The organism is Paenibacillus sp. J22R232 (assembly GCF_056269165.1).
Map to the genome: position 1 here is coordinate 1 of NZ_JBWDNK010000005.1, position 17,035 is coordinate 17,035.

General features: G+C 39.1%; 8 protein-coding genes and 2 pseudogenes. 7 read left to right on the forward strand and 3 right to left on the reverse strand.

Annotated elements, in window-relative coordinates; genetic code table 11:
* Window positions 1-5,332 (reverse strand): S8 family serine peptidase (locus tag AC0YN3_RS16430; protein ID WP_475776098.1); only part of this gene is annotated, 5,332 nt, incomplete at its 3' end.
* Window positions 5,333-6,726: 1,394 nt separating this feature from the next.
* Between AC0YN3_RS16430 and tnpA the strand changes: the two genes are divergently transcribed.
* The 7 genes and pseudogenes from tnpA to AC0YN3_RS16465 all read left to right on the forward strand — a co-directional run bounded on the left by tnpA (window position 6,727) and on the right by AC0YN3_RS16465 (window position 13,000).
* A complete protein-coding gene (gene tnpA, locus AC0YN3_RS16435; protein WP_475776099.1) occupies window positions 6,727-7,029 on the forward strand; it encodes an IS66 family insertion sequence element accessory protein TnpA in 303 nt (100 codons plus the stop codon).
* Complete coding sequence (tnpB, locus tag AC0YN3_RS16440) at window positions 7,023-7,376, forward strand: IS66 family insertion sequence element accessory protein TnpB (RefSeq protein ID WP_475776100.1); 354 nt, start codon at window positions 7,023-7,025, stop codon at window positions 7,374-7,376. Before tnpA ends, tnpB begins: the two co-directional genes overlap by 7 nt.
* Window positions 7,377-7,457: 81 nt before the next feature.
* Complete coding sequence (locus AC0YN3_RS16445) at window positions 7,458-7,607, forward strand: IS66 family transposase (RefSeq protein ID WP_475776523.1); 150 nt, start codon at window positions 7,458-7,460, stop codon at window positions 7,605-7,607.
* Window positions 7,600-8,587, forward strand: a pseudogene (gene tnpC, locus AC0YN3_RS16450) (IS66 family transposase); the annotation flags it as partial. The gene AC0YN3_RS16445 and the pseudogene tnpC, both read left to right, overlap by 8 nt.
* 437 nt (window positions 8,588-9,024) lie before the next feature.
* Entirely contained in the window at window positions 9,025-9,273 is a 249-nt protein-coding gene (locus AC0YN3_RS16455; RefSeq protein ID WP_475776101.1) for a transposase, read from the forward strand.
* A gap of 601 nt (window positions 9,274-9,874) precedes the next feature.
* Window positions 9,875-10,669, forward strand: coding sequence for a hypothetical protein (locus AC0YN3_RS16460; RefSeq protein WP_475776102.1), 795 nt, complete (start codon window positions 9,875-9,877; stop codon window positions 10,667-10,669).
* 1,193 nt (window positions 10,670-11,862) lie between these two features.
* Window positions 11,863-13,000 (forward strand): annotated as a pseudogene (locus tag AC0YN3_RS16465) (IS3 family transposase).
* Window positions 13,001-13,128: 128 nt separating this feature from the next.
* On the opposite strand, the gene AC0YN3_RS16470 reads toward AC0YN3_RS16465, so the two are convergent.
* Window positions 13,129-14,886, reverse strand: a complete 1,758-nt coding sequence (locus tag AC0YN3_RS16470; protein WP_475776103.1) for a UvrD-helicase domain-containing protein — start codon at window positions 14,884-14,886, stop codon at window positions 13,129-13,131.
* Window positions 14,876-17,017, reverse strand: a complete 2,142-nt coding sequence (locus AC0YN3_RS16475) for an ATP-dependent nuclease (protein ID WP_475776104.1) — start codon at window positions 17,015-17,017, stop codon at window positions 14,876-14,878. Before AC0YN3_RS16475 ends, AC0YN3_RS16470 begins: the two co-directional genes overlap by 11 nt.
* Between the last annotated feature and the right edge of the window lie 18 nt (window positions 17,018-17,035).

Sequence of the window (17,035 nt, forward strand, 5' to 3'; positions counted from 1 at the left end):
CTTGCTTCAGCGCCAGCGTATGGCTGCCGATGGAATTCACCGAAACCGCCGTTACACCCTCCAAACCGGGTACTGTAATCCAGCTGGATTGATGCGCTCCGACAAGTCCCGTACCCAGTTGCCCCTGGTCATTCGATCCCCAGGTCCGCACTCGACCATCTGTACCTAACCATACACTGTGCATCCCACCAACACCCAGCACCTGGCCGGACGGCTGGCTCTGGATGATCAGCCATTTCGCTTCAGACCACGACGACCATTCATAACCGTCACTTACTTTTACGCGCACTTGTAATTTTTTAAAGGTTGGTAGAGTTGTTCCTGTCGTCCACGTTTGAACAGTCCCTGTTGTCGACTGGGCGACTACACCCGAATCCACTACCACTACGCCCGACTCATCCAGCACCTGTACCTGGTAGTCTGTAAAGGTGGTTAAGGCTCCGTCGGTAACCGTCCATGTAATCGTCGGTTTGGTAATATTCACAACCGTCGGACTACTCAACGTCCCACTCGGACTCGTCACCGCCACCTGTGGCGCCACATTTTGCTGCACCACTACCGGTGTCGAGCGGTCCGTCGTTGTCCCGTCTCCTACCTGCCCGCGGGAATTGGCTCCCCATGCCCATACGCTGCCATCTTGCTTCAATGCCAGTGCATGTCCAGTTCCCACAGCCACTGCAGTGACCTCATTAAGGCCATTCACTTGCGTAACCACAGAACCATTATAGGTCCACACCGTGCCATCATGCTTCAGCACCACGCTATGACTGTAGCCCACCGACATGCTCTTCACGTCGCTGAGTCCACTCACGGCAGTGATCGAACCGGCAATATTCCACACCGTGCCATCATGCTTCAGGGCAAGGTGATGGTTGTACCCGAGTCCTACTTCCTTCACGCCGCTAATTCCCGACTTTTGTGATGGCGTTCCGCCACTGGACCACGTCCATACCGTGCCATCACTTTTCACGGCAGCGTTCATGCTGCCTAATGCTGCCAAACTGGTCACGCCCGTTAAGCCACTTACCTGTACTGGGGTACTGCCATAATTCTGTCCCCATGCCCAGACTGTCCCGTCCCCTTTGAGCGCCAACGAATGAGCCTCGCTCGTTGCTACCGCTACGATGCCGCTCAAGCCACTCACAGCTTGAGGCGTTGAGAGGGAACCATCGTTCCCCCCTAGTTGTCCAAAAACATTTGAACCCCACGCCCATACGCTGCCATCTTGCTTTAGCGCTATTGTATGCGATAAACCCGATGCTAAAGCAATAACACCATTAAAATTATTTATTGGTATTGAAGTCGAATGGTGAAATGTAGTGCCGTCTCCAAGTTGTCCAGATGAGTTATTTCCCCAACTAAAGACAGTACCATCATTATCTTCTACGAGTAGAAAGCTTTGATCACCAGAAGCCGCTACTAATTTTTTTTTCGTTTGTACAATTATAGAATCGCTAAATTCAGAACTATTCCCTGCTGCATCTACAGCTTTTATTCTAAAATCATAAGCTGTTTGTACAGATAGATTTTCCACTTTATAGCTTAAATTTGCTGTTGTACCAACAAGTAAGGAATCTTGGTATATCTCGTAATGATCAATATAACTACCAACATCACTAGAAGCATCCCATGTCAGAGTTACAGATTCTAGACCTTTTCCAGTTACATGTGGCAAAACCCCAAAATTAATTGGCTTGGTAGGAAGCTGTTTATCTATCACAAACTGATGTGACTTCTCCGTCTCAACATTACCATTTGCATCGGTTGATTTGTAAAATAAAGTATAATGTTGATGATTGCTTAATTTAATAGGTTCTTTATAGGGTAACCATATATCATTCTGTGAAAACCTAAACTCGGTTAATTCCGTACCTGATAAGTCGTCGTTCGCTTTGATCTCAATGCTCAAATCAGTATTATAATAGTTTTCTTTATATTCTTGTCCTTCAATTACTAAGTAGCTACTAGGAGCTGATGAATCTTCGACCTCATCTGTTTGGCTTGAATGGCTCATATCACTTTCAAGAATTCTATAGTGTCCACTACCATTAACATCGTATCGTACAATTGGTTTTTCGTTCTCTAACAACACAGTACCTTTACTCACTTTAGTTACTGGTATTTTGTAATATTGATTATGTTCTGTTTGTTGATCTCCAGTATACAAAAGAGTATCAATTGTAACTAAACCTGTATCATATCCTTCGAATTCAATACGATATTCCGAATCATTAGGTAAAATCACATATTTATGCCCTTCAAACTCGTACAAGAAAACATCATCAAGATTTAATTCAACTCGCCCCTCATCAGTGTAGCCAGAATGATTATTTTGAGAATCATAAACATGGACATTTACTGGTGACTTAAATGAGACTAGGAGATAATTGGTATTTGGACAACCATTATAGTCGCATATCATTAACTCACTAATTGGAGGGCCGTAAGGCTTAGCCTTGCCACGTTTAAAACCTTTCGGAGTCATAAATGGTAAAACTCGGTTTTTATAAAGTTTACTAAGATCTTTTAAGGCTGGGGTTTTGGACATCTTGTTAAATGAGCCCATTAGTGAATTATAGGCAGCAGCGTTTGCTTCTTTCAATCTATCACCGGTGCAATCAGCTAATAACCCGTAAAACCAAGCATCTGATGCAAACTGCGCACCTACTGTCTGTTCCATTATATCTACAACCATATGATCCGCAGACGCCATCCATTTCTTTGGATCTACTGGCGCATGGTTGTCTTTACCGCCCACTAAGTAGTTGTTTTTGTATAAATAATGATATGGAAACCAACTATTACTCTCCTGTGTGTTCAAAAATTTCACTTCAGACTTACCGTTAGCTTCTAACGCGACTTCCATACTTGAATAAATAGTAGGTATAGTAGGATTCTTATGAGTCCAGTCAACTCTCATGAATGAAGGTACAGGGGCACTTGAAGCCCAAATATCCGGAACAGGAGCACTAACAATACTTTCTACTTTACTTAAAAAGGATTGCCTCGTGGTTCCATCAGCAACTTGCCCTACATTTTCATATATTAGATGTCCCGGGTTACCATTAGGCGCATCACAATAATATGAATTTTTGACCAAATAATCACGATTCATTCTTGTGTCTATAAATTGCGTCCCGTTGGTTTTCCCTTCAATTGACACTTCATGCATTTGCCTATAGTTCCCAGTTTCGTGATAACTTGATAACCATGTATAAGGTTGACCTGAAGGGAGATTATCTTCATGAAATGGACTAGTTGGCACCGCATCCATTGGCAGATACGAAACCGCTGTTCCTTTCACGCTTACTAATTTATAAAGAGTTATTGTTTTAGATCCATATAAATATGTGACATACTCATCATTAACTAATCTGTCCGCATATACATCGAGTCTTATGTTTTTAACAGTACTTGTATTAGGGAATTCTATTAACGTTGAATTACTACTAACTGATAAATTTCGCTGATACACACCATTCAGGTATAGTTTTAGTTCCTTTGTACTTGCACCAGATGAATAAGAATATTTCAGTTTCAGTATTTCATCCTCCGCATAAGTATCAGAGTAAAAAGCGTCCCCTTTTAAATTCTCTTTACTCAAGTTGACATTCCCATTTTGTAAAACTTCTATATATATTGAACCACTATATAAAGGCTTATCTGTTGGGATTACCTTTACTAAATACATTCCAGGAGTCGATTCATTAAATGTGTACGTCCCATTTTTCTTAGATCCTAATGTTGATTCACGAACAACACTGTAATTAGGGCTTACTCTAATAACTTGTATCTTTACTGGATGTGCTTCATCATCAAAATTAAAGTTAACTTGTACATTTTGATTTGGAGAAGTAATAGAAGAGGATGCCGTTACATTAGTTGCTTGTATTGTTACTGTACCATCATCTTCAATTAGCTTAATGTCTTCACTAAAATCGTAAACAACATTTTTATTAAAAACTTCTTTAATTGCATTTAATGGATTTAACAATCCGTACCCAAACTCGTTTTGACTACCAATAGGATCGGCAGAATTTACCAATGATAAAATAGTATCATTAGAACTCCATTCTTTATGTGAAGACCACACTAAACCAATACTACCTGTTACATATGCGGCAGAGAGCGACGTTCCCCAAATTACTTGTGGAGTGCCGTCATTTAGTATGATATTTTCCCCAGGCGCGACTAAATCAACTTTGTCACCATAGTTAGAGAAAATAGATCTCATATATTGTTCACTAGCCGATCCAACAGACAAAACTGTACTAAAGCGCGCTGGGTATAATACGGACTCTTGACCTGAGTTACCTGTCGCAGCAACTACAATAATTCCATGTTCCCACGCCCTCATAACTGCTTCTTTTAATGCTTTACTATATTCACTACCACCGAAGCTTAAGTTTATTACATCCATCTCGTTATCGATAGACCAATCAATAGATTTAATCACATCACTATAGTAGCCTATTCCATTCTTATCTAATGCTTTTATAGAATAAATTTCCGAATCCGGAGACACACCACTAAAAGCCGTTGATGTTGATGAAATTAAATTAGCAATAATTGTGCCATGACCGTTATCATCCAAATTACTTTCACCAATTACATTATGACTCCCCGCTAAGATCAAATCGTCATTTTCATTTACACCAGTATCGACTAATGCTATTTTTATTCCCTGTCCTTGAATACCCTCAGCATGCAACTGATCAATGCCTAGAACGTTATTTGCCCAACTTGAATAGACACTCGATGTCACTGAATGATTTTCCTGAAGCTCCTCTTCATTAATCTGATTAATAACATCATCATTCTCAATATCATTCTCGTTATTATCCGGATTAGCTGGTTCATCTTCATCAACGTTATCACCAATCCCATCCTCATTCACCACTTCATTTTCTAGCATATTACTTATATTGTCATCACGATTAGCACCATCGAAATCATTATCGTAGCTTTCATTGAGATTATGATCGATAAATTGACTTCCAACATTAGAATTAGTCAAAAGTTGTACCTTACTGTCGATTTCAATATATTCAATATTGGGTTCTTTTTCCAGTAGTATTGCTTCCTCATGTGTCATTTCTTGAAAGGCATATAATCCTGTATCTTCTTCTAATTCTGAATCCACCTCATAAATTTGAAAATCGCTACCAGCCTGCCTAGAAGTTAATCCTGAATTACTACTTTCTTCTTTAAACTTTATTATGTAACGTTGTAGATTTTCTCCCAAAGCTTCCGACGCACTTGCCCACGTAGAGAAGTTAAGTGAAGTAAAAATAATTGTTGCAACTAATGAGACTAAAAAAAACTTCCTCAAATTCATCCCGCCTTAGTTTTAATTGTAAAATCTCCAATATAAAAACAATCATACACAATTTTTATGTAGAATGCTGTCGATATCTGTAATATATAAAAATAAAAATATATTAAAATAAAACAAAAATTATGTCGAATAATTATACTTATACATTAACTTAAATTTGTAACGATTTTGATAAAGATTGAATACTTTTAAAGAGATATTAAATTAATATAGAACGGGATTTTAATTTGTAAAATTATCCTTTAAATAAATGAAAGCAATTTAGAATGATTAATATTGCCGCTTCTTCTAAATGTCGAATTAAGTCTAATTATGGCGCAATAACATAAACCCACAAGAATTAAGTCCAATTGATATTCGACTTAAGAATGGAACCACAAAATGTTTGATGGACTAAGCAATTCGCATTTGGAGAACTAAAACCTTCTTACTATTAAGCTCAGTACTGAACGTGAATAACTTGTTCACCTGCTAGACATATCTCCAACAAGAACAAACTCAAAGAGTAAACGAGCTTGAAACGTACGAGGTTCACAGATCGACGGTTTGTACGCATAGTACAGTTTATACGGGGTGACGTCCGGTACTCTATGCGTATTGAATCAGCATATTATCTCTCTTGTATACTAGATCGATCCAAACTTAAAAAAGAGTATTAAAGCTCTATCCTTGGATAGGAGACGTCGATTAATTCCTAGAATTAGTTCGAGCATTTCAACGATACCTATCTATAACCTTGGCGCTCTTAGACAAGCATATTGCTAGAAATGGACGGCGAGCGACTACAGAAACACGATCATAACTTTGGCCTTCGACATCACCTAAAGCAGAACGCCGTAGTTGCCAACTCTGTCTATGGGACTGATCACCAACGCCGTGCAGTTGCAAAAAAGGGACGACTGATAACAGCACCCTTTAAAGTAAGAGGGGACAATCAAACAAGCCTACGTTATGAAGCTCAAGCAGCTTCCATGATTTCAACGCTTTCCAGTTGCGTAAGTAATACACAGCGCTGGCAGCAGAGGTGTGCTTATTTGTGATTATTACGAAGAACTTCAAGCGGCAAAAGTCTTAGACCGGGTGGGCAAAAAACACTTTAAGGTCAGAAATAGCATTCAGCGTAAAAACAATGAATGAGGTACCTTAAAGGTCTGGCGATGCAAGTACCTTTACTCGAGAAAAGAGATCTTACGAAAAAATTGCCAGTATGGATGAAACCTTATAAATTTCGTGAAGTGAACCCACGGAGACTATTAGGGGCTCGTGCGTAAAAGGTCTTCTTGTTCGCACATGTCCATTAAACGTAAGCGTCAAATCTAGCCCACCTATTCACAGGAAGTAATGACTGTCACATTAAGTCCATCATAGATTGAGAGGATGGACCATTCATGAAAGAGACAGGACAGAAAATATGGGAAAGGCACATTGCAGCCTACCAGAAAAGCGGGCAAACCATGAAGAGCTGGTGCGCCCAAGAAAATCTGAAAGTGAATCAGTTGAAATTTTGGCTGTATAAATCTCCAAAAGCAAAACCAACGGAAACGTCTACGACCTTCCGAACGGTAGCCATCCAACATTCGCAGCAAGAGCCTTTATGGGTGCAGGTTGGCTCTGCACGAATTGCTGTCCTTCCAGGCTTTGAACCGCAGTTGCTTCGCGATGTGGTCGCTGCGCTCAAATTCCTATGCTGAATTTCGCTTCATCTTCACAGGTCTATTTGGCCTGTGGCTCCACAGACATGCGTAAATCCATTGACGGTTTGTCGGCCATTGTTCAGGAACAGTTTGCGCTGAGTCCCTTCTCCACCGCATGGTTTGTCTTTTGTAATCGCAGACGGGATAAGCTCAAAATCTTGCATGGGGACCACGCTGGCTTTTGGCTTTACTATCGTCGTTTGGAACGCGGAACCTTTCAGTGGCCTTCCGGCGGCAGTTCCCCACTGAGCTTGACGCAGCGAGAATTACGTTGGCTACTGGATGGCTTGTCACCTCAGCAAAGGCATGCCCACCTGGCGATATCGCCCGAAGTCGCTATATGAACAACCTTTCTCCTTTAGGCAGGAAATCCCCTTCGCTTGTCGAAAGAAAAACAGATGAAAAATGAAACGGAATCCCTCACTATGGAACAAATTCAGCAGCAAAACGAAAAGCTGGAGCAACAAAATACCGAACTCTCGGCCAAACTCAAACGGTACGAGGAACAGTTTCGTCTGGCCCAGCAGAAGCGCTTCGGCGCTTCCAGCGAGAAGACACATCCCGATCATGGATAGCCAGCCGCTATACCGGGAGGAGCAACAGTTTGCCCGTATGGGCTATACGCTATCTCGGCAAACGATGGCTAATTGGACCATGTACGGCGCGGAGCAGTGGCTGATGCCAGTGATTGCAGAAATGAAGAAATATCTCCTGCAGCAGGAAGCGCTGCATGCGGATGAGACCACCTTGCAAGTATTGCGGGAGCCAGGGAAATCGGCCGAGGCAACCACCTATCTGTGGTTGTATCGGACCGGTCGCGGCGTACCGCCTAGCGTGATCTATGACTACAAGCGGACACGCGGTGGTGAACATCCGCGAGATTTCTTAACGGGGTTCAAGGGGTATCTCCACGTGGATGCCTATCCGGGATACCATAGGTCAAAGATGTGACACTGGTCGGATGTTGGGCGCATGCGAGGCGCAAGTATGAGAAGCGCTGAAAGCCGCGCCGGAGACCAAAAGTAATCCCGAAACGGTGACTGCGCAAGGACTGGCGTATTGCAACCAGCTCTTTGCACTGGAGAGGGAGCTGAAAGAGGCGACGTCGGAAGAACGTCATAAGGCCCGAGCAGAACGAAGCCGTCCCGAACTGGAAGCTTACCACGTGTGGCTGCGTCAGCAGAAATCTTGGACGATGCCTAGAAGTCTGCTGGGTCAGGCGGTTGCCTATAGCCTAAACCAAAGGGATAAGCTATAGGCATTTCTGAAAGACGGAAGGCTGGAACTGGACAATAACCGGAGTGAGAGGTCGATCAAACCATTTGTGATCGGACGAAAGAACTGGCTCTTTGCCAATGCCCTTCGGGGCGCAAAGGCCAGTGCAGCCGTATACAGCGTGATTAAAACAGCAAAAGAAAACGGACTGCATCCGTTCCGGTACCTCAAGTACCTCTTCGTGCAATTACCGCAGCTCCCGGAACTAAGAGCTTCGGAAACGCTTAAACCGTATATGCCCTGGTCCTCGTCATTACCAGATACCTGTCGCATGCCTTAATACTCATCCATCATACACGGCTTCTACCTGACTACTAGGTGGGTCCTATTTGACACTCACCATTAAACAACGTTCTTAGCGAAAAACGAGGGACAATCCGCTCATCGGTGCTCTCTGTAGTTTATTGATATATTACCAATTACTTTCCAATTACCAAAAAATATTTGGAAGTGTTTTTGTTCATTAACCCCACGGTCTCAATAGAAACAGTAGATTAACACTCTTAATTACTAGGTAAGATTTTTCATGAGAATTGATTGTTAAAACTAGGGCGTGTCTGAAAACTAAAGAGTAATGTGATATGATTTGAGAAAAACGAATGGAGCATCGAGCATGATTTAATGACGGTACGAAATAAACAATGCACAGTGGTAACAATATAAGGACATGTCCCGACCTATCAAACAGTACGTCTGTAAAATTAAAGTATTCGCAAGATGTTTAATACTATTCTTTGGATCACTCGAAGTGGTGCGGCTTGGCGAGACTTACCGGAAGAACGCTATGGCTCATGGAAAACGGTCTACAGGCGCTTTTGCAAATGGAGAGATACCGGTTTACCTATCGCCATCTTTCAGGCCCTTCACGTAAATCCTGATGTTGAAAACTTGAGCATCAATTCTACATTGGTCAAAGTTCATCAATACAGTCCTCGTGCTAAAAAAATGCAAAAGGACACGAAGTAAATCAGCACATCAGTATTAGTCGTCGCGGAAAGGCATCCAAACTTCATACTTGAGTCGATGGATTAGGGAATCAACTCGATTGTCTATGATTTTGTTCCAATGATTGATATGCTTCAAGAGTTTGATATTACTGGAAGCCATATTTTTGGCGACAAAGCCAACGGCTCAGAATCAAACTGGAATTGGATTAAGGCTAACCATGACATCCTACACCATCCCACCTAAAGTAAATACTCAAAATCACAGAAAGTCGATAGGTATTGATATAAAGAACGCCACCTAGTTGAGTGCTTTTTCATAAAATCAAACACTTTCGCCGAGTTGCTAGTCGTTACGACAAGTTTCCCAAGTCATTCCTGCATTTATTTACGTAGCTGCCATTTTAAATTGACTCAGTGATGAGTTTTCAGACACATGCTAAATATGTTACAAATTTGCTTGGTATACAGTTAATTACTTTCTTCTTAAGTACTAGATTTAACTAATCAAAGTTATTGTCAATACGACAGTCAACTAGCATATTTGAACTATTATTAATATAATTTGGAAAAATGTCGATTAATAAGTTACGCCAAAAATCTATTAATAGGGGGCTTTTCAAATGAATTATAGACGTGCAAGTTTAGTTATATTATTTGTAGGATTAATAATATGGTTTGTAGCCTATTTAATATCTCTAAGCGTCTTTTCAGGTTTAATATTAGTATTAAGTTACCCGCTTTTCGTCATCATACCATGGGGTTTCTTGCTATTATCAATTATTATGTTATTTATGACTAGTAAATGGTTGTCAATTGAAAGACTTTTTTCCCTACTATTACTATTCCCGTTTTTGCTTGCTGTGGTAAGTCCTACTGTCAACGAAAGGCTCAAATTATATAAAGAACCTACTGATTCAATCATACGAACTTATTTTCAAACCTTTGAACTCTCACAACCCAAAGTCTTAGATCTATCAGATCCCCTCATAACTTATACCGATCATAATAAAACAATGTTAATAAATATAAAGTTAGTACCCGAACTTGTAATGAAGAAAATGGATTTTTTTCTAGAAGGTAACTCGGATGCTCCTGTCGATGGATATGCAAACTACTTTATGAATACTCTGGCATTACAATTTATTCATCGTACAAAGAGTATAAATGAAATCAATCTACGGCCAAATCATTTGATTGTGCACGGTTATTGGGGCACTGAATTACTGCTAATCGTTCATTATTCAAAAGTGAAGGATAAATACGTTATAACTGAGCCGCTTCCAACTCTTAAATTAATTGAAGAAAATGCTCAAGGTTTTCTTGAGTACAAGAGCGATGGCAAAGTTAAAAAAATCAAAGTATACGCCAGGAAAGGAGAGGTCTTACCTGTGGAGCTAGAATTATCAGCATTTTGATTTATAGTCAATGTGAATAAGGAGCGTGACGCCAACCAATCAGAGTATTGGGATAAGTTTGAGACAACTGGTCACGCCTCGCTGTCGATCCATATCGGTAAGCACCTGGACGACATCGCCTTCTTATATAAGATCTAGGTTTCAATCGGCGGAAGCAAGCAAAATATACAGAGATCTGTTTTACCGGCTTTCCGTACGGCTAATGCTCATCTAGTGGCGGAAATATAACACTCGCCGCTTCCTTGCTCATTCTGCCCAATCGCGTCTTAAGCGTGCTTAAGGAAACGGATCCTGAGGCTTCACAAAAACGTCTCGTTTGCATATGGATTACCCTAAATCAGAGGTATTTTTGTATGAATTTTTTCAAGTTCCTAATTGAGCACAAAATCGACTGAGTGACCCATGCCAAACGCAACACCACCCTGTTTAGATTCGTGAAGGAGCAGGGTCAACAGGATTGATAGTATCTACAGGCAATTGAGTAAAGAAGCGTATAAAACCCTTTTCCCAAAGGGACTGCCAAAAAGGATAAATACGTTAATGTTTCCTAGTACTTGTCTCGAAATTAAAGATTAATATGGTGTGATTTATGTAAAAACGAATGGAGTAACGAGCATGTTTCAAAGACGGTACAAAATTAACGATGAACAGTGGGAACAAGTTATGAACATGTTCCCGTCCTATTAAACATGATCCAATGTTCGAACGAAACGTACGTTCAGTTGTATACATCGAACTTCGTTTTAATTAAGGGATAATCCACAGTGCAGGAGAAATCGGCTTTGACTTGAACCATGCTGTTTCCCACCTCTTCGAAATACCTCCCTAGTCTAGGCGAAAGCGAAACTAGTGGATAGATGATTATCTTGCCATTTGGTATCTAATGTTGCCAACATAATAAAAGGCCCCAATTAAGATGGGAGCAGTAACATATAGAGACTTCTCATCTGCAATTAGAATTTCCTCTTTGTCCATAGCGCCAATCCAATCCATGCAACAAAGATTAATGCAACGAAAATAATAATATTCCAAAAAAATGAACTATTAACGGAAATGGGCATATCATCATTCATACCAAAAAAACTAATACGAGTTTAATAAGAGGTAATAAAACTTAAATAGCGTAAGAGTGACCCTGCCCCGAATAGATAGACACATAGAAAACCTCTATAATATACGTGGAGGGATTTACTATGGGACAGCGGAAGAAATTTGATAAGGCATTTAAAGAGCAGGTTGTTTTACGAATCCTAGCTGAGGAATCAACGGTAGCGGATGCGGCTAAGGAATTGGATGTACATTACACTACAGTCCGAGACTGGGTGAAATTTTATAAGCGCGATGGAGAAAGTTCGTTTCCAGGCAGCGGTCATCTTAAAGCTGAAGATGATGAAATAACGTAAGCTTCGCAAGCAGTTGGCGGATTTGAAAGAAGAGAATTATATCCTAAAAAAGGAGGCGGCCTACTTCGCGAAAAATCAGAAATAATGAGGTTCAAGTTTATCTTTGAACACCGCTTCGAATTTCGGATTGCGAAGATGTGCCAGGCCCTTAGCGTCTCAAGAAGCGGCTATTATGCTCATATTAAGCGACCTGAAAGCAACCGCAGCAAAGCAAATCATGAGCTGCTTGATACGATAAAAGACATTCACTCGAATAGTCGTAGAATCTATGGAGCACCGCAGATTACCAAGAACCTACCACCAGATAAGAAGGAGAGTCGCGGCCGCGTAGCACGATTAATGCGAGCAAACGGAATCCGATCGAAAGTAGTAAAGAAATATAAAGCAACAACGAATTCAAGTCACAATCTACCGGTTGCAGATAACATTGTGAACCAGGACTTTACAACGAGCAAACCCAATGAGAAATGGCTGAGTGACATTACGTATATTGCAACAGCTGAAGGATGGCTGTATCTCGCTGGCGTACTCGATTTGCATGGCCGAAAACTCGTTGGCTGGGCGATGGATAGTCGTATGAAAACAGAGCTTGTCTGCGCGGCTCTGAAGCAAGCCATTGGCCGCACCGGTGCATCCAAAGGACTTATTTTATTGTACATTCTGATCGTGGCGTCCAATACGCCAGCAAGGGCTACCAGAAGCTCCTGAAGAAGCACGAGTTTATCTGCAGCATGAGTCGCAAAGGTAACTGCTATGACAACTCTCCAATGGAATCTTTTTAATGGAATGGCTTAATGTTTACACATTTAAGACACGAGCTGAGGCTAAGAAAGCTGTATTTGAGTACATCGTGCTCTTTTACAACCGTCGGAGAACGCATTCCTCCAACGATTATATCCCGCCACTCCTGGTCGGGGAAGAGATGTAAAGATTAGACTAAGTGGTGTCACTGAGGGGTTCTACGTGTCTACATTTTCAAGGCAAGGTCACTTTATAAAGAATTCAAATAAAAGACGCTTCTCGAGTTCCGAAGCTTTATAGTTTAAGCATTAACTTCTAATACTCGTCATAGGGAAAATTTATATCACACAACTGTTTATTTACTACATTATACCATTGTCTACCTTGTTCAGATATCAAATGAAGGTTTTGTTTAGCTCTAGAACATATCACATACAGTAGTTTATTTGACGATGCAGTAGCAATTATAGGATCAATTCCTGGTTTTAACAATGAACTATGGGGAACCATTCCCTGTAATAAACCAAACGCAATAACAGTTTCAAATTCTTCACCTTTAACTCCTTGGCAGGTGTTTACAACGATGCCTTTATGTTGTTTAAACATCAATTTAAAACTTGATGTTCTCATAGTAACTTGCGATAATTCTTTTTGAACTCTTTGTTTTACACCTGCAAAAAAAGATACATAATGTTCCTCAAGTAATTGGTGTTCTTTGATTATAATTTCCAGCTTCATAAGAAAATCTCTAAAACATTCATTTAGATATTCAATACCGTTTATATTTGTTGAATGAAACGAGTTAATTATTTTTAATAAATCTCTTGGCTGCATATTTAGATTATTACCTGTAAAAAGCTCTAATTCTCTTATTACTTCATTTGCCCACCGTATTCTAGCAATAAACAAATCAGGTGAAGGTTCAGTTAGATATAGTCTTGCCGTTTTAAACCAAAAATTCTCTGCTCTCCTTGGTAAAGGTGATAACCCTGGCGCATCAAAATCAATTTCAGGCAAAAGCGCTTTGAGTCTTCTAGCCATCGGTACTAATAACATCCATTGAGGAGCAATGATACAAATTTCATTCATAGAAATTCCCTTATTGATGCTTCTTTTAATTAACTCAGCAATATGTTCTGCTAAATGCTCAATTTCGATTGTATTGTTAAAAGTAATACTACCTTTCACTTGAGAATTCTTACCAATCGCTTCAATATCCAAATCAGTGAGTTGAAAATTTTTATAGAGATCAATAATACGTTTTGATGATCTATAATTTCCAGATAAACAAAAATGCTTAATAGGGTAACCACCTATTATTACTGATATTTCATCTATAGTCTTTGCTACGCCCCCAAGAGTATCAAATATAGATTGATCCGGATCTCCAACGAACAACACATTAGTTACACCATTCGATGCATTAATAATAGTACCTATGATATTGTACTGTAATTCTGATGTATCTTGGTATTCATCTACAAAGATCTTCCAGAATATTTTTGATAATGTTTTAGCTATATTAGGCCTTTCAGTAATAATTTTATATGCAATATATAAAATCATATCGAAATCAATTAATTTATTTGATTTTAAGTAAACATGATAACGTTGAATAATTTCATTTTTACCTTGTGAGTCATTAATCACTTCACCATTTAAATTGAATTTTGTGTTAACAGGTTCAAACGTTCTGAAGCCATAGTCTGATTTAAGCTGATTCATCATCGACTCTTGTCTGAATTCGTCTAATACTGTAAAACCATTTCTGATTAAATCATTGTATCCTGCATATGGCTTCAATATCCATTCCAAACAAAAAGCATGAATTGTTCCCGACCATAATTGATCTGTAGAAATATTCATTACGTCAATTCGCTTTTGTATTTCTTCTGCTGCCCTATTTGTAAAAGTTAATGCAATTAAGAATTTTTTTGGCGCAATTTTCGACATTTCATACCCTATTTTTTTTGTAAGTGTTCTTGTTTTACCACTCCCAGGACAAGCAGTGATGAGTAGGTTTCCCTCTGCTGTAAGTACTTCCATTTGTTCTTCATTTAGTTCATGTAACATGTGACAACTCCAGTTTCATTAAAAGTAATGTTAACTGATCATTGGGCAAAGTCTCTTTGTATGCTTTAACGTACTCTTGGATGTATTCATTCTTATTAGGAAACTGTTCTAATAATAGTTCTCTTAGTTTATTCATAGTATTATATTCTAAATCCCCCTCTTCCAAAATCCCCTGGCTAATGCGATAGTCAGCCATTTTTTCGAAATGCTTATTAGTGAGATGACTACAAGTAAATGCAACTGCTTCGAGAATATAATTTGGAATATATGTTTTATGTATAACTTTCTCTGCTAATAATAATGCAAACCAACCTTTTCCCACTTTCTTTGCCAATCTTAGAATTTCAACTCCAGATGTATCAACTCGTTCTTCTTCTAATATTTTTGTTGAATCTTTTATTTCATTTTCCCGATCGTATATCTGTGCAAGGCAATTTATGACTTCCCATGAATTACCGTTAATAATAAAATCAACTTCGAATGTATAATTTGCGTAAAAAGGGTTAACCCACTGATTACTTTGAAAAGAATCATTGAGTGTATCATATCTTCTTTTCCCTGCTACTTGTGATGCTCTACATTTCTTTTGCATTTTATTATCAAGTGCAATATCTTTAGGTAGCTCAATAACTGAGTTATCTAAATCAGTAATTATTGCGCATTTTCTCTGTATCCTTTGATCATGAAATAGATTCGCAATATGAGTGAAAACAGTGCTACTTACACTGATTAAACTCACACCTATTTCATCCAAGTTAATATTGAATACCTTCTTGAACATTGCTGGTATTAGAATTAATTCTGCGTCCCCTTCAACTAAAATAACTCCTTTGGCAAATAGTACTGTTGATCTTACTGCATCTAAATACCTTTCTATCTTTTTACATTCCTCTGGTTCTATACCATTACTTGGTTGAAATACGAGAGCTTCGTGTTTGCGTTTAGCAAGAATATTAACAGAACTAATTTTATTTGCAGAAGAAATATGAGTAGAGTGTGTTGAAATAATTACTTGTGTATTATGATAAGTTGACTTATCAAAAAGTGTTTTCTGAATATGGGTATGAATATGTGCTTCTGGTTCCTCAATCAGAAGATAATGAGCAACTTTTTCTGTTGATCGCTTCAATTCATATTCTAGTAATTTAAGTGATATATAAATTAGATTGGCTCCCCCTAGACTTAACTCAGAGACCTGTCCTTGGTATCCGTCATCATCAGAGTCACCCACCCAAAGTGTTAATGATTGCAGTAGCCTTTCAAGATCTGAAGGTAATTGCGATTTTATGTCTATAGTAGGGGCGTATGTAATTCCGACTGTGCTTTGAAGGGTATTTATAATACGTTCTTTCATTTCTTGAACTTCATTTAAAGAACTAATTGTTGTATTTAATGTATCCACTTGACCTAGTATAACTGTGCCTTCAATATTTTCGCTCAATCCGCGCATCAGATTAAGTAGCGGATTATTCCTGACATTCTTTAATTCGTACACTGCATCTCTTAATGCTTTAATATATGTGCAACTAACTTCATTATATAATGAAAATTTATTTGCCATTACACCTAACTCTTCCATTGCTTCAATAGCTGGATCAGGAAAAACTATATTATCGAAATCTCCCACATATTTAATGTACTGCGACTCATCACATAAGTCTGCTGTGCCTCTGCATGCTATTACTGTTTCATAATCATCGATAGAAATACTAGCTAGCAGTTTATTTAATTCAGTTCTATTATGTCCATTAACAGTTATATCATAAAGCTTTTGACGAATCCCTTTTTTGGGTCGAAAATACATGCAATATGTTCCTTTAGAGGAAGCATCCATATGACTAATACCATGTGATATAACTTGAACTCCTTCACTTAGATCGAGATTAGAAAATTCCAGATTTACTACTATCCAATGCCCTTTCCACCCGAAAGGTATATTGCGATTAAAATCGCTTTCTAATAATTTTATAGATCTAGGCAAGTCGTCATCTAGTAATAACCGAATTGCATGAAACACATTTGTTTTACCTGAACCATTCTCACCAATTAGTGTATTTACTCCATCTGTAAAATGAAATGTGCTGTTTTTAAAGTTACGAAAATTCCTTAAAGACACTTTTGATATGTGCAACTTATTCACTCCTTAATA

What these genes read in the sequence shown, in the direction of transcription:
- AC0YN3_RS16470 (WP_475776103.1), bottom strand. Translation starts at nt 14,886, where the DNA reads ATGTTACATGAACTAAATGAAGAACAAATGGAAGTACTTACAGCAGAG.
- tnpA (WP_475776099.1), top strand. Translation starts at nt 6,727, where the DNA reads ATGAAAGAGACAGGACAGAAAATATGGGAAAGGCACATTGCAGCCTAC.
- AC0YN3_RS16445 (WP_475776523.1), top strand. Translation starts at nt 7,458, where the DNA reads ATGGAACAAATTCAGCAGCAAAACGAAAAGCTGGAGCAACAAAATACC.
- tnpB (WP_475776100.1), top strand. Translation starts at nt 7,023, where the DNA reads ATGCTGAATTTCGCTTCATCTTCACAGGTCTATTTGGCCTGTGGCTCC.
- AC0YN3_RS16455 (WP_475776101.1), top strand. Translation starts at nt 9,025, where the DNA reads ATGTTTAATACTATTCTTTGGATCACTCGAAGTGGTGCGGCTTGGCGA.
- AC0YN3_RS16460 (WP_475776102.1), top strand. Translation starts at nt 9,875, where the DNA reads ATGAATTATAGACGTGCAAGTTTAGTTATATTATTTGTAGGATTAATA.